Source organism: Cupriavidus sp. 05L411 (assembly GCF_056398045.1).
On the sequence record NZ_JBFTOQ010000001.1, the window covers coordinates 114,819 to 140,714 of the forward strand.

At 68.1% G+C, this 25,896-nt stretch carries 22 protein-coding genes and 1 pseudogene; 12 read left to right on the forward strand and 11 right to left on the reverse strand.

Going from position 1 to position 25,896, the window contains the following annotated elements:
• Positions 1-201 precede the first annotated feature (201 nt).
• Entirely contained in the window at positions 202-726 is a 525-nt protein-coding gene (locus tag AC1DQR_RS00510; protein WP_416053241.1) for an SRPBCC family protein, read from the forward strand.
• On the opposite strand, the gene AC1DQR_RS00515 is transcribed toward AC1DQR_RS00510, so the two are convergent.
• A complete protein-coding gene (locus AC1DQR_RS00515; protein ID WP_477132327.1) occupies positions 727-2,172 on the reverse strand; it encodes an MFS transporter in 1,446 nt (481 codons plus the stop codon). It lies immediately after the preceding gene.
• Positions 2,173-2,286: 114 nt separating this feature from the next.
• Here AC1DQR_RS00515 and AC1DQR_RS00520 point away from each other — a divergent pair, with 114 nt between their 5' ends.
• The 3 genes from AC1DQR_RS00520 (at position 2,287) to AC1DQR_RS00530 (ending at position 4,387) form a co-directional block, all read left to right on the forward strand.
• Positions 2,287-3,159, forward strand: a complete 873-nt coding sequence (locus AC1DQR_RS00520) for a helix-turn-helix transcriptional regulator (protein WP_416052307.1) — start codon at positions 2,287-2,289, stop codon at positions 3,157-3,159.
• Between the two features lie 30 nt (positions 3,160-3,189).
• Positions 3,190-3,453 (forward strand): oxidoreductase-like domain-containing protein, encoded by a 264-nt coding sequence (locus AC1DQR_RS00525; RefSeq protein ID WP_416052308.1) that lies wholly within the window; start codon positions 3,190-3,192, stop codon positions 3,451-3,453.
• Between the two features lie 94 nt (positions 3,454-3,547).
• Positions 3,548-4,387, forward strand: coding sequence for an NAD-dependent protein deacetylase (locus AC1DQR_RS00530; protein ID WP_477132438.1), 840 nt, complete (start codon positions 3,548-3,550; stop codon positions 4,385-4,387).
• A 6-nt stretch (positions 4,388-4,393) separates the two neighbouring features.
• Here the strand turns inward: AC1DQR_RS00530 and AC1DQR_RS00535 are convergent, their stop codons facing one another.
• Entirely contained in the window at positions 4,394-4,765 is a 372-nt protein-coding gene (locus AC1DQR_RS00535; RefSeq protein ID WP_416052310.1) for a hypothetical protein, read from the reverse strand.
• A gap of 372 nt (positions 4,766-5,137) precedes the next feature.
• Here AC1DQR_RS00535 and AC1DQR_RS00540 point away from each other — a divergent pair, with 372 nt between their 5' ends.
• The 3 genes from AC1DQR_RS00540 (at position 5,138) to AC1DQR_RS00550 (ending at position 8,240) form a co-directional block, all read left to right on the forward strand.
• Positions 5,138-6,049 (forward strand): LysR family transcriptional regulator, encoded by a 912-nt coding sequence (locus tag AC1DQR_RS00540; protein ID WP_477132328.1) that lies wholly within the window; start codon positions 5,138-5,140, stop codon positions 6,047-6,049.
• Between the two features lie 152 nt (positions 6,050-6,201).
• On the forward strand, positions 6,202-6,900 hold the full coding sequence (locus AC1DQR_RS00545; RefSeq protein ID WP_416052311.1) for a hypothetical protein: 699 nt from the start codon (positions 6,202-6,204) through the stop codon (positions 6,898-6,900).
• Positions 6,901-6,980: 80 nt separating this feature from the next.
• Positions 6,981-8,240, forward strand: a complete 1,260-nt coding sequence (locus AC1DQR_RS00550; RefSeq protein WP_416053242.1) for an MFS transporter — start codon at positions 6,981-6,983, stop codon at positions 8,238-8,240.
• 5 nt (positions 8,241-8,245) lie between these two features.
• Here the strand turns inward: AC1DQR_RS00550 and AC1DQR_RS00555 are convergent, their stop codons facing one another.
• Together AC1DQR_RS00555 and AC1DQR_RS00560 are read right to left on the reverse strand one after the other, a co-directional pair.
• Entirely contained in the window at positions 8,246-8,956 is a 711-nt protein-coding gene (locus AC1DQR_RS00555; protein ID WP_477132329.1) for a GntR family transcriptional regulator, read from the reverse strand.
• 102 nt (positions 8,957-9,058) lie between these two features.
• The gene (locus AC1DQR_RS00560; RefSeq protein WP_416052313.1) at positions 9,059-10,030 is read right to left on the reverse strand and encodes a tripartite tricarboxylate transporter substrate-binding protein; all 972 of its coding nucleotides are present in this window, start codon (positions 10,028-10,030) and stop codon (positions 9,059-9,061) included.
• Positions 10,031-10,273: 243 nt separating this feature from the next.
• Between AC1DQR_RS00560 and AC1DQR_RS00565 the strand changes: the two genes are divergently transcribed.
• Both AC1DQR_RS00565 and AC1DQR_RS00570 read left to right on the forward strand, forming a co-directional pair.
• Positions 10,274-11,002, forward strand: coding sequence for a GntR family transcriptional regulator (locus AC1DQR_RS00565; protein ID WP_183032233.1), 729 nt, complete (start codon positions 10,274-10,276; stop codon positions 11,000-11,002).
• 132 nt (positions 11,003-11,134) lie between these two features.
• The gene (locus tag AC1DQR_RS00570; RefSeq protein ID WP_416052314.1) at positions 11,135-12,628 is read left to right on the forward strand and encodes a fumarate hydratase; all 1,494 of its coding nucleotides are present in this window, start codon (positions 11,135-11,137) and stop codon (positions 12,626-12,628) included.
• A 21-nt stretch (positions 12,629-12,649) separates the two neighbouring features.
• Here AC1DQR_RS00570 and AC1DQR_RS00575 read toward each other — a convergent pair whose 3' ends face one another.
• Entirely contained in the window at positions 12,650-12,877 is a 228-nt protein-coding gene (locus AC1DQR_RS00575) for a DUF3820 family protein (RefSeq protein ID WP_043354709.1), read from the reverse strand.
• 128 nt (positions 12,878-13,005) lie between these two features.
• Here AC1DQR_RS00575 and AC1DQR_RS00580 point away from each other — a divergent pair, with 128 nt between their 5' ends.
• Positions 13,006-13,470: a DUF2127 domain-containing protein gene (locus AC1DQR_RS00580; RefSeq protein ID WP_416052315.1), complete on the forward strand. Its 465-nt coding sequence runs from the start codon at positions 13,006-13,008 to the stop codon at positions 13,468-13,470.
• Here the strand turns inward: AC1DQR_RS00580 and rrtA are convergent.
• The 3 genes from rrtA to AC1DQR_RS00595 form a co-directional block, all read right to left on the reverse strand.
• Positions 13,445-14,059 (reverse strand): rhombosortase, encoded by a 615-nt coding sequence (gene rrtA, locus AC1DQR_RS00585; RefSeq protein ID WP_416052316.1) that lies wholly within the window; start codon positions 14,057-14,059, stop codon positions 13,445-13,447. The two genes, AC1DQR_RS00580 and rrtA, sit on opposite strands and share 26 nt — an antisense overlap.
• Complete coding sequence (locus AC1DQR_RS00590) at positions 14,046-16,529, reverse strand: ExeM/NucH family extracellular endonuclease (protein WP_416052317.1); 2,484 nt, start codon at positions 16,527-16,529, stop codon at positions 14,046-14,048. The genes rrtA and AC1DQR_RS00590 overlap by 14 nt, the downstream gene beginning before the upstream one ends.
• Before the next feature lie 122 nt (positions 16,530-16,651).
• A complete protein-coding gene (locus AC1DQR_RS00595) occupies positions 16,652-18,745 on the reverse strand; it encodes an ExeM/NucH family extracellular endonuclease (protein ID WP_416052318.1) in 2,094 nt (697 codons plus the stop codon).
• A gap of 161 nt (positions 18,746-18,906) precedes the next feature.
• On the opposite strand from AC1DQR_RS00595, the gene AC1DQR_RS00600 reads away from it, so the two are divergent.
• The gene (locus AC1DQR_RS00600) at positions 18,907-19,530 is read left to right on the forward strand and encodes an HAD family hydrolase (protein WP_416052319.1); all 624 of its coding nucleotides are present in this window, start codon (positions 18,907-18,909) and stop codon (positions 19,528-19,530) included.
• Positions 19,531-19,606: 76 nt separating this feature from the next.
• Complete coding sequence (locus AC1DQR_RS00605) at positions 19,607-20,239, forward strand: CDP-alcohol phosphatidyltransferase family protein (RefSeq protein WP_416052320.1); 633 nt, start codon at positions 19,607-19,609, stop codon at positions 20,237-20,239.
• Between the two features lie 29 nt (positions 20,240-20,268).
• On the opposite strand, the gene AC1DQR_RS00610 is transcribed toward AC1DQR_RS00605, so the two are convergent.
• The 3 genes and pseudogenes from AC1DQR_RS00610 to AC1DQR_RS00620 form a co-directional block, all read right to left on the reverse strand.
• Positions 20,269-22,473: a phosphocholine-specific phospholipase C gene (locus tag AC1DQR_RS00610; protein WP_477132330.1), complete on the reverse strand. Its 2,205-nt coding sequence runs from the start codon at positions 22,471-22,473 to the stop codon at positions 20,269-20,271.
• A gap of 117 nt (positions 22,474-22,590) precedes the next feature.
• Positions 22,591-23,873: pseudogene (locus AC1DQR_RS00615) on the reverse strand (aldehyde dehydrogenase family protein).
• 208 nt (positions 23,874-24,081) lie between these two features.
• Complete coding sequence (locus AC1DQR_RS00620) at positions 24,082-25,893, reverse strand: ATP-binding response regulator (RefSeq protein ID WP_416052322.1); 1,812 nt, start codon at positions 25,891-25,893, stop codon at positions 24,082-24,084.
• Positions 25,894-25,896: the final 3 nt, after the last annotated feature.

Here is a 25,896-nt window from a genome sequence, read left to right on the forward strand (position 1 = left end):
GTGATTTGCCGCGCCATCGCGGCGATCAAAGCTGACTACACTAAAAGCTAAAAGCACCTCGGCCACCCCAGCCGGAGAGGGCCACAGGCTTTACCGCAGCCCGCCGGCGCATTGATTGTCCAGGCCCCCACCATGAGCAGGCGGCGAATCCACAGAAGGCGGACCCACAAGCGGCGGACCCTGTTTGTCGGGTTCCTGGTTTTGGCGGGCGTGGCGGCCGTGCTGTTGCTCCCCTTGCCGCGGTCGTGGCGCGCCGTCACGCATATCGTCAACGAGGTGACGATCGCGCAGCCCGATGCCGTGGTGTTCGACTACGTTTCCACGCCCGCCAACTGGCCCAACTGGCATCCATCCTCGCTCGCCGTGACTGGTGACTCGGCCGGCCATTCGCTCCTGCCCGGCGAGCAGGTCACCGAGACCTTCTCGGTAGCCGGGCGGCGCGGCCAGGTGGTGTGGACCGCGATGGAGCGCAGCCCATCCTCGGCCTGGATGATCCAGGGCACCATTGATGGGCGCGAAGCGGGCGCGGTCCGCTACACACTCGCCCAGACGCCGGAGGGCACGCACTTCCGGCGCGAATTCAGCTACCCCGCGCCGAACCTGCTGTTTGCGCTGACCAATTGGCTGGTCCTGCGCAAGCGCATCGAGGCCGAGTCGGCTGAGGCGGTGACGCGGCTGCGGGCGGTGCTGGAGGCCCGCAAGCCCTCGCCCGGTACGGGCGGCTGATCAGCGTGCCGCCTGGGCCACGGCGTCCGGGCTGGCTAGCGGCCGAGCCAGGGCGAGCAACAGCAGCGCACAGAGCAACGCCGCCGCCAGGTTGTAGCCCATTGCGCCGGCAAACGCGTGGGCATAGCGCTGTGCGCCGCCAATGCCGCCAACGCCGCCTTCGGCTTGCAGCGCCCGCTGGAAGAACAGGCCAGCGATGGCGATGCCGAATGCGCCTCCCACTTGCTGCATGGTGGACACCACCCCGGACGCCATGCCGGCTTGCGTCTCCCGCGCAAGGCCGAGTACGAGATTGAGCAGCGGCGTCATCAGCATGCCCTGGGCCAGGCCGAACAGGATCAGCGCGGGCACCAGATGCCAGGGCACCAGCATGGCGCCTGCCGTCACCACCTGGAGCGTCAGGGCGGTGTGCGCCGCGGCGTAAAGCAAGGCCGCCACGGCGAGTACGGCGTTGCCGAAGCGCCCCACCAGCCGGGGCGCCCACATCGATGCGGCAACGAATCCCACGCTGGCCGGCGCGAACACGCTGCCGGCCAGCAGCGGGCCGACGCCCAGCCCGGCCTGCAGCAGCAGGGCAAAACACAGGAAGAACGCGCTGGCCGTGGAGTACACCAGCAGCACCACCAGCGTGCCCAGGGCAAAGCGGCGCTGGGCAAACAGGGCCAGGTCCACCAACGGCGCGGGCCGGCGCCGTTCCACGCGCACAAAGCCGGCCAGCAGGGCGGCGGCCAGCGCCAGCGAGGCAAAGGTCCAGCCCGGCCAGCCGCGCGCCGGGCCCTCCAGCAGTGGCACCAGCAGCAGCGTCAGCCCGGCGCTGGCCAGCAGCACGCCCATCCAGTCCAGCCCGCTTGCGGGCGAGCCGGGGGCTGCCATGGCTCGCGATTCGGGGATGCGCCGCGCGGCCAGCATGGCAGCCGCGCCCACCGGGATATTGATCAGGAAGATCAGGCGCCAGCCGAGGCCAAACAGGTCGCTCTGCACCAACAGGCCGCCCAGCACCTGGCCGGCGATGGCGGCCAGGCCAAGCGTCATGCCGAGCAGGCCAAAGGCGCGGCGGCGTGCGGCATCGTTAAAGCTGACGCGGATCACGGCGTAGATCTGGGGGAACAGCAGCGCGGCGGCGCCGCCCTGCAGCACGCGCGCCGTGATCAGCAGCGCCGCGGTAGGGGCCACGCCGCACAGCGCCGAGGCCAGCGTAAAGCCCGCCATGCCGAGCACGAACAGCCGCCGCCGGCCGTGGAGATCGCCCAGGCGGCTGCCGGTGATCAGCAGCACGCCGTAGGCCAGTTCGTAGGCCGCCACTACCGCGCCGACCTCGCCGAAGCTGGCACCCAGGTCGGCCTGGATGGCGGGAATCGCCACATTGACCACGAACAGGTCGAAGACGGTGACAAAGCCGCCTAGTAACAGCACGAACAGCACGGGCAAGCCGCTTGGAGAGGGCATGGTGGATCCTGTTGAATACTCAGGCCCGCATTCTCAGTTGCCCGTCAAAGTATTACAATTTAACTATTTATACTATTACATCAGGCAACAGGCTAACGCCATGCTGCTAATTCCATGCCGCCACGTACCCTAGACCGTACCCGCGCAGCGCTGGCCGACTTCCTGCGCCAGCGGCGCGAACGCATCTCGCCCGCGCAGGCGGGCCTGCCCAGCGCCGGCCGGCGCCGCACCCCGGGCTTGCGCCGCGAGGAGGTGGCGGCGTTGGCCGGCGTGGGCCTGACCTGGTACACGTGGCTGGAGCAGGGGCGCGAGATCGGCGTTTCGGCGGCGTTCCTGGAGAACCTGGCGCGCGTGCTCCGGCTGGACGCCGCCGAGCGGCGCCACCTGTTTTTGCTGGCGCACCAGCGCCCGCCAGCCGAGAGCGGGCGCACCTGGTGCACGGTGCCGCCGCTGGTGCGCCGGTTGATGGACGACCTGCCGCTGCGGCCTGCCTATGTGCTCAACCTGCGCTGGGATGTGCTGGCGTGGAACGCGGCGGCCGAGCGCGTGTTTGGCTTTGGCGCTTGCGCGCCGGGCCATCGCAATATGCTGCGCATGATCTTTCTGGACCCGGCCATGCGCGAGCGCTTTGCCGGCTGGGAGGCGCAGGCGCCGCAGATGCTGGCGAGCTTTCGCCGCGACCTGGCCCGCGCGCCGGACGATCCGACCCTGCTTGAGCTGGTGGACGAGCTGGAGCGCGCGGCGCCGGATTTCAGGCAATGGTGGCGCCAGCACGATGTGCAGGGCATTTGCACCGGCATCCGGGCCTTGTGGCTGGATGCGGTGGGCACGGTGCGCTGCGAGCATGCCACGCTCACGGCGGACGAGGAGCGTCACCTGCGGCTGGTGGTCTATGCGGCGGTGGCGGGGGAGCCTGGCAGCGAGGCGTTCGAGGCATGGCTGGCCAGCGGCATCGGCTGCGATGCGCGCGCGCCGGCCGTATACTGATCGTGCAATTCAACTGGAGTCTTGGAGTCGATGGTGTCGGTAGAAAACCTGGCGTCCCCCGCAGGACGCACCCCAGAAACGGCGACTACGCCGGAGCCGGCAGCGCAGGCATTGCCGCCCAAGCCCGTGGCGCCCCCCACGCCGGATATCAATGATTGCTGCGGCAATGGCTGCGATCCCTGCATCTTCGACCTGCACGCCGCGGCGATGGAGCAGTATCGCGCCGAGCTCAAGGCCTGGCTGGCGCTCGCCGGCCAGACGGCCGATGCCGGCGCGGGCGGTCCCAGCTTCTGACCCGGCTGGCAGGCCACACCTGCCACGCAAATACCACGCAAATACCACGCACGTACCACACAAGGAGCCTGCCGTGACCGTCACCGACCGGAATATGCTGGCCGATCTCCACGCGTTCGTGCGGGACCACCCGCGCCTGCTGGTGCTGACGGGGGCCGGCATCAGCACCGATTCCGGCATTCCCGGCTACCGCGACGCGCAGGGCAACTGGCAGCGCACGCCACCCGTGCAGGCGCAGGATTTCTTTCGCTCGCATGCGGTGCGCCAGCGTTACTGGGCGCGCAGCATGCTGGGCTGGCCGGTGCTAGCCAACGCGCAGCCTAACGCCGCGCACTTCGCGCTGGCTCAGCTGCAAGCGGCTGGCTATGTGCGCCAGCTTGTCACCCAGAACGTGGACGGCCTGCACCAGCGCGCCGGCAGCACCGGCGTGATCGAGCTGCATGGCCATGTGGGCAGCGTGATCTGCCTGCAATGCGGCACGCGCCGCCCGCGCGCTTCGCTGCAGGCGCAGCTCGAGGCGGACAACCCGGCGCTGGCCGAACTGCGCGCGCTGCCCGCTTCCGATGGCGATGCGCACCTGGAGCTGGCCAGCTTCGAGGCCGTGCACATTCCCGCGTGCGGGCACTGCGGCGGCGTGCTCAAGCCCGATGTGGTGTTCTTCGGGGAGTCGGTGCCGCGCGAGCGCGTGGAGGTGTCCCTGCAGGCGCTGGATGAGTCGGATGCCTTGCTGGTGATCGGCTCGTCGCTCACGGTATTTTCCGGCTACCGTTTCTGCCTGGCGGCACAAAAGCTGGGCAAGCCGGTGGCGGCCATCAATCTTGGCCAGACCCGTGCCGATGCGCTGCTGGCGCTGAAGGTGGATGCCTCGTGCGCGGCGACGCTGACGGATCTGGCCGGGCGGCTGGACTTGCCTGCGGGCGCCGTCGCCCAATAAGCGCATTCAGGGACCGCGCCGAGCCAGCGGATTGTCGGGGCCGGGCACCGGCAGCGTGCGCTGCGCATCGCCGGCATGCAGGGTGTAGCTGTCCGTGGCGTCCGGCCCGTCGACGATCTGCAGGCCTTCGCGCAGCAGCCAGGCCCGGATCTGGGCCTCGGTGGCTTCCGGGTGAAACTGTGCTTGCAGGTTGTTGCCGCCGTCACTGCCGCCGTGCGCCGGCAGTGCCGCGTTGTTGCTGTTGTCGCGTCCCACCAGCAGGCCGAATTGCAGCACTGCCAGCGTGGCCGCAACGAGGGCAAAGGGTTTGACCCAGCGAGCGCCGTTGGCGGTTTCGGCGGGCGGTGGTTGCGGGGTGGGACGTTGCCTTGGTTTCATCTCGTCCGTTTTGCTGTTGCTGTTGCTGGCGACGCGGCATTGTATCGCTTGGGGGTGATCAATAAAGCTCATGCCGGCGAGGAATCCGGTCATCGCCCGGCACTGGCTTGTGCCCGCTCGGCTTCAGCGAGCGCCACCCTGCGTCAGAGGGGGCTTGCCGCAGCCGGAAGGCATGAAAGCAAGCTAGGGAATCCCATTACAGCACTGGCGTGGATATTGCATAAAAATCCGCTGTTAATACTGTGAAATTTCACAAGGCGGACAAAATGGAAGTAGCGAGGCTGGCCAGCCCTGGCCGGGGGCCGAATTGATGAGCCGGGTGCACTGCGGCGGGGCGCGGTTGGGGGGCTGTGCATGCGCAGGCCCGGCGCCATGAACACGCGCTTTGTCGAAGCCTTCATGTGGGTAGCGAGGCTAGGCAGCTTTCGCGCGGCGGCCGAGAAGCTGCACATCACTCAGGCGGCCATGTCCAATCGCATTGCCTCGCTGGAGCAGGAGATTGGCGCGCGCGTGTTCGAGCGCGAGGCGCGGGACCTGCGGCTCACGCCGGTGGGATTGCGCCTGCTTGGCTACGGCGAGCGGCTGCTGGAGCTGCAGCGGGAGATCATGGTGCTGGGGCGCTCCGGCCATGAGTTGCTGGGGCTGGTGCGCATCGGCGCCATCGAGAGCGTGGTGCATACCTGGCTGGTCGACTTCCTGCGGCACCTGCAATCATCCTATCCGGGCATCGAGGTGCAGATCACCTCCGAGACCACCGAAGGGCTGCACAAGACCTTGCGCGCCGGCGGCATCGATATCGCCTTGCAGACGGACCCCGCGGTGGGCGAGGGCATCACCAGCACGCCGTGCCTGCCGATGGCGATCGGGTGGGTCGGGCCGCCCGGCGCGGCGCAGCCCGATGAAGGGAAACTGGCCACGCTGCTGCAGCACCCGACCATCACCATGAGCCCGGGATCGCAGCCGCACGTGGCGCTCAAGGAGCTGTACCGCAAGGCCGGGCTGCCCGTTGGCAAGGTGCACTGCGTGAGCTCCATCGCGGCCATCGTGCGGCTGGTGAAGGCGGGCTTTGGCAATGCGCTGATGCCGCTGGCGCCAGTGCGTGAAGAGGTGGAGCGCGGCGAGCTGCGCGTGATCAGTTGCGATGTGCCGCTGCCGCATCAACGGCTGGTAGTGAGCCATCTCGACCATGCGGCGTCGGAGGCGATTCGCCTGGTGGCGGATCTGGCCTGCCGCGAATCGGATCGCTTTGTGCGTTCGCTGCCTGCACCGTTTGCGCCGGAGTGAAGCACGGCCGCGCGCCAAGCTGGTGCGCGAACGCAGGCGGATCGAACAGAAAAACTGATCGGAAACACGAAGAAAAACCCGTTTGTCGCGCGCGGCGATCGCGCCGATCATCAGCTCACCGCTTTGGATTGGCGTGGCAACCGGAGAGTTTGATGAGCGAGATGTTTGCGACCGAAAGTTTGGCGACAGAGAGCGGGGCAGGCATGGCCCCGCAGGGCATGCTGTTTGTCGCGTCGAATGTGGATGCGGCCGACGAGGCCGATTTCAATCAATGGTACGACCGCGAGCACGTGGAAGAGCGCGCCCGCATCGAAGGCTTCATCTCTGCCGCGCGTTATGAAGCCGTGCAGGGCGGCCCCAAGTATCTCGGCCTGTACCGCACCGAGTCGCTCGGTGCATTCACCTCAGCGGCCTACAAGGCGGCCTTTCGCCGCCAGACGCCGTGGTCGGTGGCCAACCTGGACCGCATGCGCCAGCCGATGCGCCGCGTGAGCGAAGTCACCGCCGCGGTCGGGCACGGCAGCGGCAGCTGGATTGCCGTGCTGCCGCTGGCGCAGCCGGAGGATCCGCTGGCACTGGTCGACCTGGCGGGCGAGGTTGGCGGGCAACTGTCCGCGCAGCCCGGCTTTGTCCAGTCCTACCTGCTGATGCCCGACGCCGAGCTAAGCCAGCCGCTGCCCAAGGAGAGCCTGACCGACCGGCAACTGCTGCCCATCCTGGTGATCGAGAGTAGCGCCGAAGCCGCGAGCGAGCAGGCACTGCAGGAGGCGGCAAAGCGTCTGGGCGCATCGATGCAGCAGGCCGCACGCTACGCGTTGAAGTGGAAGCTCTTCTCCGCGGAGGTGGCGTGATGACCAACGCAAGCACGATTTCCACCACGCAGGGCGCCGCGGGCACGCTCGATGCGGTCACCCACGCCGCCAAGCCCAGGATGGGCCGGCTGGCCGCGGCCAGCACCGTCGGCACCACGCTGGAGTGGTACGACTTCACCGTCTACAACCTGATGGCCGCGCTGGTGTTCAACGCGGTTTTCTTCCCCTCGTTCGATCCGCTCACGGGCACGATCCTGGCGTTTTCCACCTATGCGGTGGGCTATGTCTCGCGCCCGCTTGGCGGCGTGCTGTTCGGGCATCTGGGCGACAAGCTCGGCCGGCGCTTCGTGCTGGTCGCCACGCTGATCCTGATGGGCGTGGCCACGGGCCTGATGGGCTTGCTGCCCACCTACATGTCGTGGGGCATCTGGAGCCCGATCCTGCTGGTGGCGCTGCGCTTCCTGCAAGGCGCGGCGATCGGCGGCGAATGGGCTGGCGCGGTCTTGCTGTCGATGGAGCACGGCGAGCAGCACCAGCGCGGGCGCAATGCATCGTTCACGCAGGTGGGGCCGTCGTGCGGCACGCTGCTGGGCACCGGCTTTATCGCCGTGGTGTCGCTGTGGCTGAGCCCGGAAGATTTCCAGGCGTGGGGCTGGCGCATTCCGTTCCTGTCGAGCGTGCTGCTGGTGCTGTTCGGGCTGTGGCTGCGCAAGGGCGTTGAGGAAACCCCGCTGTTCAAGGAGATGGAAGCGCGCAAGAGCACGGCCAAGACGCCGATCAAGGAAGTGTTCGTGGAACACTGGCGGCGCCTGCTGGTGGCCGGCGGCGTGCGCATCGGCTCCGACGTGCTCTATGCGCTGGTGGTGGTCTTCACGCTGACTTACGTGACCAGCGTGCTGCACCTGTCTCGGCCGCTGGCGCTGAGCGCGACCATGATCGGCGCGGCGTGCAACGCCATCGCGGTGCCCTTGTTCGGCAGCCTGTCGGACAAGCTCGGCCGCCGCCCGGTGTATATCGCCGGGGCCTTGCTGGCCGTGGTGTGGGCCTTTGTGTTCTTCCGCCTGATGGACAGCGCGCAACCGCTGCAGATCTGCGCCGCGGTGGTGGTCGGGCTGATCATCCACGCCATGATGTACGGCCCGCAGGCGGCCTTCGTGACCGAGCAGTTCCCCACGCGGGTGCGCTACGCCGGGTCATCGCTGGCCTATACGCTGGCGGGCATCGTGGGCGGCGGCTTTGCGCCGCTGATCATCGCCAGCCTGTACAAATCGTACGGCTCGACGCTGGCGATCTCGCTGTATGTCAGCGCCGCCGTGGCGCTGACGCTGGTGGCGCTGCTGGTGGCGCGGGAAACCGCGAAGAAGCCGCTCGAAAGCTGATCCGGCTAACCCTCGATCGCCGTCGCGAAGACCGTTTCGCGGCGGCCCTGCAGCAGCGCCTGGCGAAAGGAAAGCACATGGGCCGTGACCGCGCTGGCCGCTGCCGCGCAGTCGCCCTCGCGCAGCGCCTTCAGGATCGCGCGGTGCTCGGCGCCGACCTCGGCCAGGTGCCCTTCGGACGACAGCGAAATGGCCCAGAAGCGCTGCGAGCGCGCGTGCAGCACCTTGAGGATTTCGATCAGGATCGGGTTGCCCGAGACCTGCGCGATTTCCTCGTGGAACAGGCGGTCCAGGTTGGTCACCTCGGGCAGGTCGCGCTGCGCCACGGCTTCTTCCACCTGGCTCAGCAGGCTTTCGAGCTTGTGCAGGCCGGCGGCGGTGATGCGCTCGGCGGCCAGCCTGGCGCACAGCGTTTCGTTGGCCAGGCGCACGTCGATCAGGTGCAGCGCATCGTCGATGGACAGTGGCGAGACCACCACGCCCTTGCGCGGCAGGATTTGCACCAATCCTTCGTTGGCGAGCCGGTGCAGCGCCTGGTTGATGGGCGTGCGGCCAAGGTCAAGATCGTCGACCAGGGTGGAGATGTTGAGATGCTCGCCGGGGCGGTAGACCAGCGTGGTCAGCCGCTCCCGCAGGCCGGTATAGGCCAGCTCATTCTGCGATGGTTCTTCGGTCCTGGCCCGGGCGCGCGATGTGCCGGCGCTACGGCGATCCACTGATGGCAAAACTCTCTCCCGACAACACGGCAACGCGTGCAAGGGCGATATCGTACTACCAAAAGCTGGCGCGGCCCGAGGCGCCGGGCCAATGCGGCACGCTTAATCCAGCTTGATATCCGCCGTGGTGATCACGGCCTTCCACTTGGCCACTTCGGCCGCGGTGTGCTGGTTCAGCGCGGCGGGTTTGTAGGCGGCGTCCGGCAGCAGCTGGATGCCCTGGTCGGCCAGCTTCTTCGCAAACTCCGGGTCGGCGATGGCCTTGGCGAACGCGGCGTAGTTGCGGGCGATGACGTCCTTGGGCGTGCCCTTGGGCGCATACAGGCCGTACCAGGTGGATGCCTCGAAGTTCGGCACCACGGTTTCCGCCACGGTGGGCACTCCGGGGAACTGCGGCACACGCAGCTTCGCCGTCTGCGCGACGGCGACGACCTTGCCGCCCTTGACCTGCGGCAGGGCAGTGTTGGTCTGGTCGAACATGCCATCCACCTGCCCGCCCATGACATCGGTCAGGGCCGGGCCGGCGCCCTTGTACGACACCGGGGTCACCTTGATCCTGGCCTGCTGGGCGAACATGGCGGCGACCAGATGCGAGGCGGAACCCACGCCCGCGTTGCCGAAGTTGAGCTTGCCCGGATTGGCGCTGGCAAAGGCGACCAGCTCCTGCACGGTCTTGAACTTCGAGTTCGCGCCGACCAGCAGCACCAGCGGCGTATCGGGGAAGCGGAACACGCCCTCGAAGTCCTTGACCGGGTCATACGACAGCTTCTTGTACAGCGACGGCGCCGCGGCCATATAGCCCATATGCCCGACCAGGAAGGTATAGCCATCGGGCGCGGCCTTTGCTGCTTTGCCCGCGCCGATGGTGCCGCCGGCGCCGGCCTGGTTCTCGATCAGCACCGGCTGGCCCAGATCGCGCCCGACGCGGTCCGCGATATTGCGGGCAAGCGCATCGGTCGGGCCGCCGGCGGCGAAGGGCACGATCCACGTGATCGGGCGGGTGGGGTAGCTTTGCGCCAGCGCACTGGTGGACAGGGCTAGCAGGGCCAGGGTGGCGGCGAGTTGCTTGGTCATTGTTGTCTCCATCATCAAGGTGGTTTTGCTTGTTTTGATCGGTTGTTTTGATCGGTTGTTTTGAGATGATCGGTACTGCTTATATGTACATGTCGCAAATATGTTTAAACATATTCTAGGAATGTGGCACTCGACCGTCAACCCGGATCCGCATCTCGTTTACCCTTTACGCTTGGCTTGCGGGCCGCCAGGCGCTAGCATTTGCTACGCCTCAGGCACATCGATCGATCATTCAGGGAACCCATGGAGCCACGCCACGCCGAGTTGACCAAGGCACTTATTCACGACATCACAAGCGGGGTCTATCCGGTCGGGTCAAGCCTGCCGGGCGAACTGGAGCTGGCGGAGAAGCACGGCGTCAGCCGGGGCACCGTGCGGGTGGCGCTGATGCGCATCCAGGAGCTAGGTCTGGTCTCGCGTAAAAAGCGCGCCGGCACCCGGGTGGAAGCCGCCGCGCCGCGCAGCAGCGAGTACACGCCCAAGCTCTCCACCATCGACGAGCTGGTGCAATACGGCGCCGCGACGCAGCGCGTGATCCACGGCGCGCGCGAGATCGTGCTGGATATCGAACTGGCCACCCGGCTGGGCTGCCCGCCGGGCTCACGCTGGCTGCATATCGAGACCTCGCGCACCAATCCCGAAGCGCCATCGCATCCGTTGTCATGGTCCGATGTCTACGTGATGGCGGCTGACGGCGCCAAGATCCGCAAGCTGCTCAAGACAGATCCCGGCCTGATCAGCGAACTGGTCGGCAAGACCACCGGGCGCCTGGTCAAGGAAGTGCGCCAGACCGTGCGGGCGGTGGGCGTGCCCGCCGCGCTCGCGGACGTGCTGGGCACCGCGCCCGATGCGCATGCGCTGGAATTCGTGCGGCGGTATTTCGACCAGTCGGACCGGTTGTTCGAAGTGGTGGTGAGCTTGCATCCGGCCGATCGCTTCACGTATTCGACGGTGCTGCAGCGTCAGGGCTGAGCCTTCGCCAGCCCGAAGATCGCCTGAAGACGGGTGGCCAAGGGATTTGCTTTCCGGTGGCGGGACGTGTCATTATGTATAGACATAATTGATTCGCGCAGCCGCTGTTCGGCCTGCTGCGCCCACCCCGCCATGACTGTGATCTTCCAGGAAGACGTCGTCGACACCATCGCCGACGCGCTGCAGTACGTCAGCTACTACCATCCCGCCGATTTCGTGCAGGCGCTCAAGCGCGCCTTTGCCGCCGAGCCCGCTGGCGCGGCGCGCGATGCCATCGAGCAGTTGCTGGTCAACAGCCGCATGAGCGCCGAGGCGCACCGGCCGATCTGCCAGGACACCGGCGTGGCGCAGGTTTTCATGACCGTGGGCATGGACGTGCGCTTTGCGGCGCGCGATGGCGCAGCAAAGCTGTCCGTGCAGCAGATGGTGGACGCCGCCGTGCGCCGGGGCTACACGCACAGCGCCAATCCGCTGCGCGCCACCATGGTCGGCTCGGCCCTGGGCGAGCGGCGCAACACCGGCGACAACACCCCGGGCTTCCTGCAACTGGATCTGGTGCCCGGCAACACCATCAAGATGACGGTGGTGGCCAAGGGCGGCGGCGGCGACGTCAAGGCGAAGTTCGCCACGCTCAACCCAAGCGATTCGCTGGTCGACTGGATCCTCGCCGCCATCCCGCAGATGGGTGCCGGCTGGTGCCCGCCCGGCGTGCTTGGCGTCGGGGTGGGCGGCACGCCGGAACAGGCCATGCTGGCGGCCAAGCGCGCGTTGTTCAGCCCCATCGATATCCATGCGCTGCGCGACAAGGGACCCGCGAACGACACCGAGCGGCTGCGGCTGGAACTGTTCGAGCGCATCAACGCGCTCGGCATCGGTGCGCAGGGGCTGGGCGGGCTGGCCACCGTGCTGGATGTCAAGGTAGCCGCGCTGCCGTGTCACGCTGCAACACTGCCGGTGGCGCTGATTCCCAATTGCGCGGCCACGCGTTTTGTTACGGTGGAACTGGATGGCTCAGGCCCCGCGCGGCTGGAGCCACCGCCTGCCGATACCTGGGATGGCATTCCCGGCGCGTTGACCGCCAAGCCGGGGCGCGTGGTCGACCTGGACAATCTGGATGCCGCGGAGGTGGCGCAATGGCAGGTTGGCGAGACCTTGCGGCTGCGCGGCCGCCTGCTGACGGCGCGCGATGCCGCGCACAAGCGGCTGGTAGCCATGCTGGATGCGGGCGAGCCGCTGCCGGTGCCGCTGCGCAATCGCGCGATCTACTACGTGGGGCCGGTCGACGCAGTGGGCGGCGAAGCGGTAGGCCCGGCAGGGCCTACCACGGCTACGCGCATGGACAAGTTCGTGCCGCAGTTGCTGGAGCAGACGGGCTTGCTGGTGATGATCGGCAAGGCCGAGCGCGGGCCTGTGGCCATCGAGGCCATCCGCCGCCACGGCGCGGCCTACCTGATCGCGGTGGGTGGCGCGGCCTACCTGATCTCCCGGGCGATCCGCAAGGCACGCGTGCTGGCCTTCGCGGAACTAGGGATGGAGGCCATCTATGAGTTCGAGGTAGAGGACATGCCTGCCACGGTAGCGGTGGATGCCACAGGGCGGTCGATTCATCGGATCGTTGCGGGCTGAGGCCCGCTGCGCTCCCGGGTGCTACGCCTGGGGCCGATAGCGCCCGCGCAGCGGATCCAGCAGGCTGGTCAGGCCGTTGTGGTCGAGTTCGTGCATCAGGGCCAGCAACTGGCCGATCTCGCCCGGTGGAAAGCCTTCGCGCGCGAACCAGTTCAGGTAGGTGCCCGGCAGGCTGGCGATGACGCGGCCCTTGTACTTGCCGTAGGGCATGGTGCGGGTGAGCAGGAGTGGCAGGTGTTCGGGATTCATGGAGCGACCTCAGGCGGGCCTCGGATGGCGCCGGCAGGGGGGATGTTACCAGCGTGCCGCGCCCGGTTTGCCGCTGCCGGCCGCGCCGGGGTACGATCCTGACCTTACCGCTGAAGAGGACAAGCAAGATGGCAAAGCAAGGCACAGGCGCTGGCCTGAAAGGCATCGCCCTGTTCGAGGCCGCCAAGGGTGTGCTGGTGATCCTGGCGGGGCTGGGCCTGGTGGCGCTGCTGCACCGGGACGCGCAGGCGCTGGCCGAGGCCATTGTGGCCCGCCTGCACCTGAATCCGGGGAGCCGCTACCCGACCATCTTCCTGTCGCTGATGGCCCATCCGAGCGACGCGCGCCTGTGGGCCATTGGCGGATCCGCCGCGATGTACGCAGCCATGCGCCTCACGGAGGCCTACGGCCTGTGGCGTCAGCGCGTGTGGGCGAAATGGCTGGGCGTGTGGTCGGGCGCGGTCTACATTCCGGTGGAACTGTACGAGGCGGTGGCGCATCCCAGCGCGATTCACATCGGGCTGGCCATCGCCAATGTACTGATCGTGGTCTACCTGGCCAACAGCATCAGGCGCAATCCGGCCAGCGCCTAGCCATCGCAGGCGCCTCCCGGCGTGGCCAGGCCAGCCATGCGCCAGCGGCCAGGCCGTACAGGTGGGCGCTGGCCACGACCGGGCCGCCCAGCCACGCGCCTGCGTCTTCGGCGGGCCCCGCCAGGATCTGCCAGCCCGCGCGCGCCGCCAGCGCGAGCAGCAGCATCGCCGCGAGGCCATCGCGGCGGGCCCGGGGCAGCAGGGCGACCATGGCAAGCCCGTAGTTGATGCCGGAGAAGCCCGCATAGCGGAGCAGTTCCGGCTCGCCGGCCAGCAGCAGCAATCCTGTCATGGCCGCCAATGCAGGCACCACCTGCCAGGCGCGCATGCGCGCCGGCAGGATCGCCGCCAGCATCAGCAGCCCCGCCACGTTGAGCAGGCAATGCGTCCAGCCGAGATGCACGAAATGGCAGCTCAGCAGACGCCAGGCCTGGCCCGCGAGCATGGCCTCGCGGTCAAAGCGCAGGGCTTGCATCAGCGCAGGCCCGGCAGCCTGGAGCGCGACCAGCGCCAGCGCCAGCAGCAGCCACCCGCCAGCGGCGCGCCGCCTGCCAACGTGCATGTCAGCGTGCATTTCAGCGGCGCGCAACGCCGTCTGCAACACCGCCTGCCAAGCGGCGCCATGCCGCTGCGGCCAGGGCGCCGGCCAGAGCCAGCAGCATCCACGTGTCCGCTGCGCCGGTCCCGGTGTCGCCGCCCTGGCTGGCGGTGGCGCCACCGGCATTGCCGTTGCCCGCACCCGCTTGCTCACCCTCCGGCGCAAGGCTGTCGTCGCGCAGTGCCAGGTCCACCAGCACCGGGTCGTGATCGGACGAACGGTAGGCATCCGGGGCGTAGAACGACGTTTGCTGATCCGCGCTCTTGAAGGCCACCGAGTACTCCAGGGCAATGGGTTCATCCGCATTGATGTGCCACTCGCTGACCGCGCGGATGCGGCTTGCCGCGGCGTCGTTGGCCAGTGCGTGGTCGATGTAGCCGGCCTCGCCGCCAAAGACATAGCTATAGGCGCCGGCCCCGACGAAGCGCGCCACCATGTCGGCGTAGCCCTTGTCGGCAAAGAGGCGGATCGGGTCTTCCTTGGCGTAGCTGTTGAGGTCGCCGATCAGCAGCTTGCCGTCATCCGCGACGCCGGTGGGCGAGGTGGCAAGCCAGTCGGCGATCTTTCCGGCGGCGGCGAGGCGGGTCGGGTTCCAGCAGCTCTGGCCATCGCCCTGGTCGGCGTTGGCGCCCGTGGACCCGGTGCAGCCCTTGGACTTGAGGTGGTTGACCACCACCGTGAGCTTGCGGGCCTGGCCGGGCAGGCGGAAGGTGCGGGCCAGCGGCTGGCGGTTCTTGTCGTCGATGGCCAGCGTGGCAGGCACGCCCACGGGCTCCACGGCGCGGCTGTTGTAGATCAGGGCGACCTTGATGGCGTCGCCGCCGAGCTTGTCCACGCCCGGGTCGACAAAACGCCAGTCCGCACCGAGCTTGCCGACCAGGCGCTGGATGGCGCTGAATTCGCCATAGCCGTCGTTCTCGATTTCCATCAGGCCGACGACATCGGCATTCAGCGCTTTGAGGGCGGCCACGATCTTGGCTTCCTGGCGCTCGAACTCCGCCAGCGTCTTGGCGCCGCGATTGTTCGGGTCGTCGAAGCCCGCGCCCTTGCCGTCGCCGTTGAAGTAGTTCAGCACGTTGAACGATGCCACCCGGATATCGGACTGGGCCGCGCGTGCCGGCGCGCTGGTGCGCGGGTTTGCCGTGGCCTGGAAGGCCGGGGCGGGCGCGCCGGGCGCGGTCTGCAGGCGCCAGCCGCCAAAGCGCATTTCCAGCACGCCCTGCACATTGCTGACGGTGTACCCGCCGCGCAGCGTGTTGGCCGCGCTCAGGCCCGGCGCGGGGAACGGCACGACCGCCGGGTTCTGCTTGTTCGAGCCGTCGTCGAGCACCAGGCGGTTCAGTGCGTTGGCCGCGGCCTGCGCGGCCGCGCCGGCCTTGGGCAGCGCCACATTGGTAGGCAGCGGCAGGCGGCCGTTGCTCAGCAGCACGCTGCCATAGCGGCCCAGTTCATAGGTCTCGCTGACAGTGAGGGTTTGCGGCAACCGCACCAGCATGCCCTCGAAGGCAGCCAGCGATTGCGCGGTCTGCGCGGGCAGCGTGACCACCGCGGGCGTGACGGTCTGGCCGTTGCCGCAAACCGCCACGGTGCTGGCGAGCGCCAGCTGCGTCTGGCCGAACTTCTCCTCGACCTTGCCAACCAGGTGGACCAGGTCGCCGGCACGGGCACTCGTCGAGGGGGCGTACACGAACAGTCCCTCGGACACGCCGGGACGGTTCTGGCGCTGGGCATCCGCCTGCTGGACGAAAAAGCCGCCGAAGCCATCCGTGCCGGGATAGTCGGCTGTTACCACCGCCTCCACGTCGACCGTCTGCCCGGCCAGCGGCGAGGTGGCGCCGGCGCCCTGGATATCGGCGATCAGCGTGGCTGCGGCGCCGCACTGCGCGGTGACCGGCGGCAATGGCGCCGGTGCGTTGTTGTAGTAGCCAAGGTCGGCGAAGGCGTCGGTGCCGAAGCCGTCCCACTGCAGCGCCGGATCGAAGGCCCCGGTGCTGTCGCTGTCGCCGGTGACCAGCCCGGCCTTGCGGCGCAAGGTGTTGTCCTTGGTGGCGGAGGCGCCGGTGCCCCAGGCGCCGCCGGCAGGCTGCACGCCGACCTGCCCGAAGCGGTCGATCACGGTGCCCGCGCGCGTCAGTACCAGCGCGTCGTCGCCGTTGAAGGTAAATGCGATGACCTGGTTCAGGCGGCTGCCGAGCGTGGCCGCCATGCTGGTATGCGCCATCACGTAGACCGCGCCGGGCGCCAGCGTGCCGCTGAGCGTGAAGGTGCTGGTGGGCGCCGTGGCGCCATTGTTGTATTGCTGCAGCTTGTATTGCGACAGGTCGATCGCGGTAGCATCCGGGTTGTACAGTTCGACGGCCTTGTTGTTGGAGGTGCCTTCCACGACCTCGCTGATGATCAGGTCGGCATGAGCGGGCAGGGCGATGGCAAGCAGGGCGGTACTAAGGACGGACAGGCGCATGTGGGGCGGCTCGATGGATTGGGTTTTGCAAAGTCCGTGATGCTATTGAGCGCAGGTGACACAGGCATGAATGGCTGGCATACATTTGCCCGCCTCCCTCCGCTTCCCTCCGCCGCCCCGGCTCACGCCCGCCAGCGCGGCAGGACGCGGCGCACAAGCCAGTGCCACGCGGTGAGCGCCGTGGCGCCCGCCAACGCCCAGAGCAGCCAGGGATCCGTGGCGCCCGCGCCGGCTTGCGCTTTCTCGATGGATTCCTTGCTGCCATTCGCGCCAGCGTCACCGCTGGTGCCAGTGTGAGTGCCCGTACTTCCCGCGCTACCGTCTGTGCCCGCTGTGCCCGCTGTGCCGTCTGTGGCGACGCCATCGCCGCGCATGGCAAGGTCGATCACCAGCGGGTCGTGGTCGGACGAGCGATAGGCGTCGGGTGCATAGAAGGACTGCTGCTGCGCCTCGCTCTTGTGGGCCAGCGCATAGGCCAGGGAGATCGGCTCGTCGGCGTTGATGTGCCAATGGCGTGCCGCGAGGGTGCGGCTCGCCGCCCCCGCATCGGCGAGCGCGTGGTCGATATAGCCGGCCTCGCCGCCAAAGACATAGCTGTAGGATAGGGTGCCGGCTTCGGCGAAGCGCGCGATCATGTCCGCATAGCCGCGCTCCGCCAGCAGGCGGATCGGGTCTTCCTGTGCGTAGCTGTTGAGGTCGCCAATCACCAGCTTGCCATCGTCCGGCACGCCGGTGGGCGTGGTGGCCAGCCAGTCGGCAATGCGGCTGGCCGCTGCCACGCGCGTGGGATTCCAGCAGCTCTGGCCATCGCGCTGGTCCGCATTGACGCCGCGGGCGTCGTTGCAGCGCTTGGACTTGAAGTGGTTCACCACCACCGTAAGCTTGGCGGGATGGCCCGGCAGGTGGAAGGTGGCGGCCAGCGGCTGGCGGGTTCTCGCGCCCAGCGCCAGGGTGGCCGGCGTACCGACGGGTTCCACGGTGCGGCTGTTGTAGACCAGTGCGACCTTGATGACGTCGCCGCCCAGTTGCTCCCGGCCAGGATGGATGAAGCGCCAGTCCGGACCGAGCTTGCCCGCGAGCCGGTGGATGGCGCTCAGCTCGCCATGGCCATTGTTTTCGATTTCCATCAGGCCGATCACGTCGGCGTTAAGGCCTTGCAATGCGCTCAGGATCTTGGCTTCCTGGCGGGCGAACTCGGCAGGTGTCTTTGCGCCGCGATTGCCGGGGTCATCGAAGCCCGCGCCGCGGCCGTCGCCGTTGAAGTAGTTCTCGACATTGAACGCCGCCACGCGCAGATCGGTGCGAGCGGCGCGCGCCGGGGCGCCGCCGCGCGGATTGGTGGGCTGGAACGCCGGTAGCGGCGCGCCGGGGAGCGGCTGGATGCGCCAGGCGTTTGCGCGCCATTCCAGCACGCCCCGCACATTGGCGACGGTGTCCCCGCTGCGCAGCGTGTTCGATGCGCTCAGGCCCGGTGCGGGATGGATGACGCGCGGCGGGTTTTGCCGGCTGTAGCCATCGTCCAGCACCAGGCGATTGAGCGCATTGGCGGCAGCCTGTGCGGCGGCGGCTTCCCCGGGCAAGGCCACGTTGGTGGGCAGCGGGGGGCGGCCGAGGCTGAGCACCACGCTGCCGTAGCGGCCGAGCTCGAAGGTCTCGCTGACGGTGAGGGTCTGCGGCAGCCGCACCAGCATGCCCTCATAGGCCGCCAGCGAGCCCGTGTGCGGCGTGGGCAGCGTGATGGTTTCCGGGGTGACCGCCTGGCCCGCCCCGCACACCGTGGCCGGGCCGGACAGCCTTAGCCGCATCTGGCCCGCGCGCTCCTCCACCGTGCCGAGCACGCGCACCAGATCGCCCGCCCGCGCAGCCGCGCGCGGCGCATGGACGAACATGCCCTCGGACACGCCGGGACGACGCTGGCGCTGGGCGTCGGCCTGCTGCACGAAGAAGCCGCTGAGGCCGTCGGCGCCCGAGTAGTCGGCCGTGACCACCGCCTCCAGCGCGACCCTTCGCCCGATCGACGGCGTGCCCTCGCTTTCGTCCCGCAGGTTCGCGATCAGCGTGGCCGGCGCTCCGCATTGCGCGGTGGGAGGGGCTAGCAGCGCACGTGCCTGATCGCGATCGCCCGCGTCGGCATGCGCGGGCAAGGCAAAGCAGAGCAAGGCCAGGCAGGGTGGCAGGCAGCTGTGCAGGATAGGCTTTGGCAAGAACAGGCGCATGGATGGGTCTCCAAGGTCTCGGCGCAATGTGGGTCCGGATGGACTGCTGATGCCAGCGTAGAAGCCAGGGCCGGCTCGCGGATTGAGCCAATTCTCATATTGGGTGCGGCGCAGACTCTGCGAGAATGCAGCCTTGTCCTCAACGCAGCTGACGAGATACCGTGACTGTCCGTGCCGTAGTGTTCGATTTTGGTGGTGTGCTGTTCGACTGGAACCCGGAATACCTGTATCGCGAATTGATTCCGGATCCACAGGAGCGTGCCAGGTTCTTGTCGGAGGTGTGCTCGCCGGCGTGGAATATCCGCCAGGATGCCGGCAGGCCGCTGCACGAGGCCACCGAGTCCCTGGTGGCCCAGCATCCCGCGCAGGCCGGCCTGATCCGCGCGTTTTATGGCCGCTGGCCGCAGATGCTGCGTGGCACGCTGGCTGATGGCGTGGCGCTGCTGCAGCGCCTGCACGACGCGCAGGTGCCGCTGTTCGGCCTGACCAACTGGTCCAGCGAAACCTATCCCTATGCCGAGCGCATCGGCGATTTCCTGTCATGGTTCCGCGATATCCTGGTGTCGGGCGAGGTTGGCGTGGCCAAGCCCGACCCGGCCATCTACCGGCTCATGCAGGCGCGCATCGATGCCAGCCTGCCGGGCATCGCGCCAGGTGAGCTGCTGTTCATCGACGACAACGCGGCCAATGTGGCTGCGGCAACCGCGCTGGGCTGGCAGGCCGTGCATCACGCCAGCGCCGCGCAGACCGCAAGCGCGCTGCGCGCAGCGGGATTGCATTTCTAGCCAGACTAGCCAGATCGATTTTTCCGACCGTCATACCGACAGTCTTGCGCGCCAAAGGATTCAGGAGCCCGCCGCCATGGCATCCACACCCGAACGTCCCAAGCATTTCTCCATGATCCGCGAGTTGCATCTTGCGGATCTGTTCACACTGGGCAACGCCGCCTGCGGCATGGCATCGGTGTTTTTCGCCATGTTCTACATCGCCTCGGGCTCGCCAGCGCATTTCATGGCGGCGGCAGCGCTGGCGCCTGCGGCCTTCATTTTCGATGTGCTGGACGGGCGCATCGCGCGCTGGCGCCACCAGCATTCCGCGCTGGGCCGCGAGCTGGACTCGCTCGCCGACATCATTTCCTTCGGGGTTGGCCCTGCCACGCTGGCGTTTGCGGCGGGCATGCGCGGCGGCTGGGACATGGCGGCGCTGATCTACTTCGTCTGCTGCGGCGTGAGCCGGCTGGCACGCTTCAATGTCACCGCCGAGACCTTGTCCGAGGGCAGCGACAAGGTGGCGTATTTCGAGGGCACGCCGATTCCCACCAGCGTGCTGCTGACCGCCGTGCTGGCCTTTTGCGCTTGGCAGGGCCGGGTGGGCGATGCGCTCTACGGCAGCGTGTGGTCGATCGGCCCTGCGGACCTGCATCCGCTTGCGCTGCTGTTCGTGCTCTCCGGCTCGCTGATGATCAGCAAGACCTTGCGCATCCCGAAGATGTAGCCTCGCGCAAAAAGTGCAGCGCAGGTGCTTCACGCATGCTGGCTGGAGGATCCCGGCGACCGCCACTGCTCCCCGATGGCACGGCCGCCCATGGCCGGATCGCTGACCGATGGCGCGCCCGTTTCCATGCGCCCGGCACAGCGCCGCGCGTAGCCCGGCAGGGCGGCTACCGTCACGGTGAAGTCGTACCAGCCGCCTGACGCATCCACCGGCCACGCCAGCGTGTGCCTGGCGCGGGCCGGCACAGTGACGTTGCTGGCCGCGCCATCCACGTAAGCGTTGGGGGCAAGCACGAACGTGCAGGGCTGGTCCGCGTCATTGCGCAAGCCAATGCGCAGGCTTCGCGCCGGGATGTCGTAGCCGATCTCGATCTCGGGGGCCACGCCTGTACTGGTACTGGCGCCACCTGCCGGACCGATGAAATGCCGGTGCCAGCCGTTGGGGCCGAGCACCCAAAGGTCATAGCGTCCCGCATCGGCACGCGTGTCCCACGTGCCGGCCAGGCGCTTGCCGGCTTCGACGGTATAGCGGCGCGGCACACGGTCCAGGTGCAGCCGGTCGTAGACGTGGAATACCGCCCCTGCCTGGCCGCTGCTGGTCAAGCTCAGGTGCACTGCCGCATGGTCGGCATCGGCCAGGGCCTGCGCGTGCAGCGCGTACGGCAGGGCCCGCGACGGGCGCGTGCCGCCGGCCTGGCTGGGCAATTCGGGCAGCGCCGGGATGGCAGGCGTACGCGTGCCGGGCAGCGCGCCCGCCCGGGCGGCCAGCGCGGCAGTGGCCGGCAGCGGGGCCACGACGCTGGCGTGGTTTGGCGTGGCGAAATCGAATAGCGACGTGAGATCGCCGCAGACCGCGCGGCGCCATGGCGTGATGTTGGGCTCGGGCACACCGAAGCGGGCCTCGATAAAGCGGATCACCGACGTATGGTCGAACACTTCGGAGTTGACCCAGCCGCCCTTGCTCCAGGGGGAGACCGCCACCATCGGCACGCGCATGCCCAGGCCGTAGGGCCGGTGCAGGAGGCGCGGATGGTCGTCGGCTTCTACCCCGGTGATCAGGGCGTGGTACTCGCCGCGGGTGTCGACCGTGGAGGCGCCGGCAAGCACAGCCTGCGCCGGGTCCGCGTGCCACGAGAGGTAAGACGGCGCTGCCGGCGGCGGCACATGGTCGAAGAAGCCGTCGTTCTCATCGAACATCAGCAGCAGCACGGTCTTGCTCCACACCGCCGGGTCGGCAGTGAGCGCGTCGAGCACGGCGCTGACGTAGGCGGCGCCCTGGGCCGGGCTGGACGGTCCGGGATGTTCCGAGCCCTGGCGGGTGGGGCAGATCCACGACACCTGTGGCAGGCGGCCATCTAGCACGTCCTGGCGCAACAGGCCCAGGCCGCGCGTGGAGAGCGCCTTGTCCTTGAGCGTGGCCTGCGCGCCAGGCGCGCCGTGAAAGGCGTCACGATAGCGCTTGAACCCGGCAGTGGCATTGAGCGCGAAGTTGTTCGCCATGTCCTGGTAGATCTGCCAGCTCACGCCGGCGGCTTCCAGCCGCTCGGGATAGGTGGTCCAGGCATAGCCGCCGTCGGGCTTGCCGCCGCCAAGCTTGTTGTAGGTGTTGCCAATGGCCGGGCCGTTGCCCTTGCCCAGCGGGTCGTTGGTGCCGCTCCACAGGAAGCAGCGGTTGGTATTGGTGCCCCCGAGAAACGAGGCATGGTAGGCGTCGGCCACGGTAAAGGCGTCGGCGAGCGCGTACTGGAAGGGCACGTCGGCCTGGTTGAAGTAACCCATGGCGTGGCCATTCTTGAAGGTGGGCCAGTGCTGCATGCAGCCTTCGCCCCAGGCATCCTGGGTGTTCGACCAGGTGTGCGGCGTGCCGGTGACGCGCATCAACTCGAACACGCGCCCGGTGTCGAGGTGGAACGGCGCCAGCGTGGCCGGCGCGCCGGGCTGGCTTTCGTCGCGCTGGTACCAGACCGTCTTGCCGGCAAGGCCCGGGGCATCGGCCACCGGCACCGGGAAGCGGTCGGCAAAGCCGCGCACGCCCCGCATTGCACCGAAATAATGGTCGAAGGCGCGGTTTTCCTGCATCAGCACCACGATATGCTCGACGTCGCGCAGACTGCCGGTGCGATGGCTGGCGGGAATGGCCAGTGCCTTGCGGATGGCTGGCGGCAACATGCCAAGCGTGCTGGCGGCGGCGACGGTGCCAGCCGCGGAGCGCAGGAATCTACGTCTGTCGGTCATGAAAGGGCGTGGCGCGGATCGGATGCGGATCGGACGTGTTGAGGGTTGTTATCGCACGCCCGCCATCTTAACGCTCTCCCGGCGGCCCGGCTCCGCGCCCGCGCCGCAGGTTGGCCACTATTGCCGCAGCGACAGCCAGATCGCCTTGGGCTCGGTGAAGTTGTCGATGGCAGCGTTCCCATGCTCCCGCCCCAGCCCCGAGTCGCCGGCTCAGCCCCAGGGCAGGCGCACGTCGGTGTGGCCATAGGTGTTGATCCACACCGTGCCGGCCTTGAGCTCGGCGGCCACCTGGTGCACGCGGCCGATGTCGGCGCTCCACACGCCCGCCGCCAGGCTGAACGCGGTGCCATTGGCGATGCGCACGGCGTCGGCTTCGTCCTCGAAGCGGATCACGCTGGCGACCGGCCCGAAGATTTCCTCCTGCGAGACCCGCATCTCGTGCTCGACGTTGGCGAACACGGTGGGCTGCACGTAGTAGCCCTTGCCGCCCACGCGCTCGCCACCGGTCACGGCAACGGCGCCTTCGCGCTTGCCGATTTCCACATAGTCCAGCACGGTCTTCATCTGCGTGGACGACACCAGCGCCCCCATGGTGGTGTCCGGCGCGGCGGGGTCTCCCACGCGGATCGAGGCGGCGCGCGCCGCCAGCTTTCCACCACTTCGTCATAGACCTCGCGCTGCGCCAGGATGCGCGAGCCGGCAGAGCCGGTGAACGTCACCTTGTCGATGCCGGGATGGGCCACCAGCGCATTGCCTACGACGCTGCCCTTGCCAGTGACAATATTGAGCACGCCGGGCGGCAACCCGGCCTGCAGTGCCAGCTCGCCCACGCGCAGCGCGGTCAGCGGCGTGATCTCGGCGGGTTTGACGATAAGGGCGCAGCCGCAGGTCAGCGCAGGGGCAATCTTCCACATGCCGATCTTCAGCGGGAAATTCCACGGCACGATGGCGGCGACCACGCCCACCGGTTCGCGCACGGTGTAGGTCAGCGCGCCGGGGCGGGTTGGCACCACCTGGCCGTTGATCTTGTCGGCCCAGCCTGCGTAATAGCGCACGGTGTCGATCACCGCCGGCATGTCCTGGCGCCGCACGGCGGCCAGCGGCTTGCCAGCATCCAGGCTTTCTAGCGCGATCAGCTCCTCCTGGTTCGCTTCCAGCAGGTCGGCAAAGCGGTACAGGATGCGGCCACGCTCGGCCGCGCGCAGGCCGCACCAGACCTTGAGCGCGGCGCGCGCGGCGGTCACGGCCAGGTCGACGTCGGCCGCGCTGCTTTGCGCGACCAGGGCGATCGGGAGCTCCGTGGCCGGATTGATGTCGGTGGAATACTCCCCGGTGCCGGGTGGCAGGCGCTTGCCGTCGATCAGCAGGTCGTGTCTTGGCAGTTGGGGCTGCGTGCTCATGGTTGCTCCTCGCTTGGGGTCGGTGACTTGGGGGCGGTGAACCTCGCGGCACGTTAGCGGAAGCAATACGGCTTGCCAGTGACGCCCGTGCCTGCTGTCTCGAAGCAGTGTGGGTGGGCGTTGGCACTAAGTCCAATTAATAGGACGGTTTGATTAATACGAAAAAAGCATGAATCAAGGCGGGATAAAACGAGGGCGGGCGCGCCCGTCAGCCTTCGGCGCGTGTTGCCCGGTTTGTGGCGCCCCGGGGGATGTCCTGTCGCCAGCCGGCATCGCGCAGCAGCGCCGTCATGGCTGTATGCAACTGATGCGCCACAACTGGCTTGTGCAACAGCGCGGCGCCCCCGGCATGGACACTGCGCAACCGGTCCGGGGCGGTATCGCCGGTGATGATGACGGTCGGAATACTTTGTCCTAGCCGCTCGCGGATCGCCATCATGGCTTCCTGGCCGGTGCGTTCGCCGCGCAGGCGATAGTCCGCCAGCAGCAGGTCGGGCTGGAAGGCGCCAAGCGCGGCCAGCGCGTCTTCTTCGGACTCCACGGCCAGGCACACCGATTGCCAGCTCTCCAGCAGCGCCGCCATGGCGATCCGGATTTCCTGGTCGTCGTCGATCACCAGCACGCGCAACCCCTTCAGGCTGGGCTTGTGATGCAAGCCGGCGGGCTGGGTTTCGGCGCGGTCCTCGGTCAGGGGCAGGGCGAAGCGGAAGACCGAGCCGCGGCCAGGCCGAGAGTTCAGCAGGATGCGCGTGGAAATGGTGCGCGCCAGCCCTTCCACGATGGCAAGGCCCAGCCCGAGGCCCTTGCGCTGGTCCCGCTCCGGATTGCCCAGCTGGTGGAACTCCTTGAAGATCGCGCGATGCTGGGTCATGGGAATGCCGACCCCGGTATCCCAGACCTCGATCATGGTGCGCTGGCCCCGGCGGCGGCACGCCACCAGCACGCCGCCCTGGGTGGTGTAGCGGATGGCATTGGCGATCAGGTTGCGCAGGATCAGCTCGACCAGCGTCGGGTCGGCGAACACCGTGGCGGTGGTATCCCGGGTCCGGTAGAACAGGCCGCGGCCATCGGCCTGCGGCGCAAACTCGTTCTCCAGCTTGTAGAGCAAGGGCTGCAGGCGGAAGGCGCGCGGCCGGGCGGTGATCACGCCTGCGTCCACCTTGGAGAAGTCCAGCAGCGTGTTGAGCATTTCGCGCGCGGCCCCGGAGGCAGCCTCGATGTGCGCGAGCAACTGGCGCTGCTTGTCGGTGAGGTCGGAGCGGCTCAGCGTGACCACGAACAAGCCGAGCGCGTGCAGGGGCTGGCGCAGGTCGTGGCTGGCCGAGGCGAGGAACACCGATTTGGCGCGGTTGGCTTCCTCGGCCTCGCGTTGGGCATATTCCGCGCGGGCCGTCTGCTCGCGCAACTGCGAGATCAGCTCCACGTTGGCAAAGCGCAGCGCAATGCCGTGCCGTGCCACGCGCGCATAGTTGCGCGCAAAGATCATCAGCACCATGAGATAAAGCGGCGCGCCGAGGAACATGGGCAGGTAGGCGACGTCGCCGGTGGCGATGAAGACCGCCCAGACCGGCACGATGGCCGGGATGAAGAAGCCCACGGCAACCGGCAGGCAGGCGGAGAACACCGCCAGCGCGGCCGCGCTCATGCCCGCGATCAGCGAGAGGATGCAGATCACCGTCGCGGGCGTCCTCACATCCATGTAGAGCCACGCCGCCAGTCCCCAGAGCGCGCCGATCAGCGTCAGCAGCAGCGTCATGCTGCGCGCGTAGTGCCTGGCATGGGCTTCGGCCGTGCGCTCGGGCATCAGGCGCCGCCCGAAATGCCCGGCGGCGCAGGCCAGCCCCATCGTCAGCGCCCAGGGCAACGCACCCGGATGCCCGCCGCCGAGGACCAGCCCAAGGGCCAGGATGAACGCCGCCAGCGCGCAGCCCAGCATGGCGATGCCGAAGCTCTGGTCGATCAGTTCCATTTGCGCGGCCAGCAGCCGCGGTTCGTCAAAGCGAGGGAGGAGAGACGCCATGGC

Excerpts from the sequence above, each read along its gene's own strand:
- AC1DQR_RS00540 (WP_477132328.1), top strand. The coding sequence starts at position 5,138 with ATGAACACGCGCTTTGTCGAAGCCTTCATGTGGGTAGCGAGGCTAGGC.
- AC1DQR_RS00530 (WP_477132438.1), top strand. The coding sequence starts at position 3,548 with ATGCTGGCCGATCTCCACGCGTTCGTGCGGGACCACCCGCGCCTGCTG.
- AC1DQR_RS00515 (WP_477132327.1), bottom strand. The coding sequence starts at position 2,172 with ATGCCCTCTCCAAGCGGCTTGCCCGTGCTGTTCGTGCTGTTACTAGGC.
- AC1DQR_RS00535 (WP_416052310.1), bottom strand. The coding sequence starts at position 4,765 with ATGAAACCAAGGCAACGTCCCACCCCGCAACCACCGCCCGCCGAAACC.
- AC1DQR_RS00580 (WP_416052315.1), top strand. The coding sequence starts at position 13,006 with ATGGCAAAGCAAGGCACAGGCGCTGGCCTGAAAGGCATCGCCCTGTTC.
- AC1DQR_RS00550 (WP_416053242.1), top strand. The coding sequence starts at position 6,981 with ATGGGCCGGCTGGCCGCGGCCAGCACCGTCGGCACCACGCTGGAGTGG.
- AC1DQR_RS00545 (WP_416052311.1), top strand. The coding sequence starts at position 6,202 with ATGAGCGAGATGTTTGCGACCGAAAGTTTGGCGACAGAGAGCGGGGCA.
- AC1DQR_RS00595 (WP_416052318.1), bottom strand. The coding sequence starts at position 18,745 with ATGCGCCTGTTCTTGCCAAAGCCTATCCTGCACAGCTGCCTGCCACCC.
- AC1DQR_RS00565 (WP_183032233.1), top strand. The coding sequence starts at position 10,274 with ATGGAGCCACGCCACGCCGAGTTGACCAAGGCACTTATTCACGACATC.
- AC1DQR_RS00575 (WP_043354709.1), bottom strand. The coding sequence starts at position 12,877 with ATGAATCCCGAACACCTGCCACTCCTGCTCACCCGCACCATGCCCTAC.
- AC1DQR_RS00570 (WP_416052314.1), top strand. The coding sequence starts at position 11,135 with ATGACTGTGATCTTCCAGGAAGACGTCGTCGACACCATCGCCGACGCG.
- AC1DQR_RS00525 (WP_416052308.1), top strand. The coding sequence starts at position 3,190 with ATGGTGTCGGTAGAAAACCTGGCGTCCCCCGCAGGACGCACCCCAGAA.
- AC1DQR_RS00560 (WP_416052313.1), bottom strand. The coding sequence starts at position 10,030 with ATGACCAAGCAACTCGCCGCCACCCTGGCCCTGCTAGCCCTGTCCACC.
- AC1DQR_RS00610 (WP_477132330.1), bottom strand. The coding sequence starts at position 22,473 with ATGACCGACAGACGTAGATTCCTGCGCTCCGCGGCTGGCACCGTCGCC.
- AC1DQR_RS00605 (WP_416052320.1), top strand. The coding sequence starts at position 19,607 with ATGGCATCCACACCCGAACGTCCCAAGCATTTCTCCATGATCCGCGAG.
- AC1DQR_RS00520 (WP_416052307.1), top strand. The coding sequence starts at position 2,287 with ATGCCGCCACGTACCCTAGACCGTACCCGCGCAGCGCTGGCCGACTTC.
- AC1DQR_RS00620 (WP_416052322.1), bottom strand. The coding sequence starts at position 25,893 with ATGGCGTCTCTCCTCCCTCGCTTTGACGAACCGCGGCTGCTGGCCGCG.
- AC1DQR_RS00590 (WP_416052317.1), bottom strand. The coding sequence starts at position 16,529 with ATGCGCCTGTCCGTCCTTAGTACCGCCCTGCTTGCCATCGCCCTGCCC.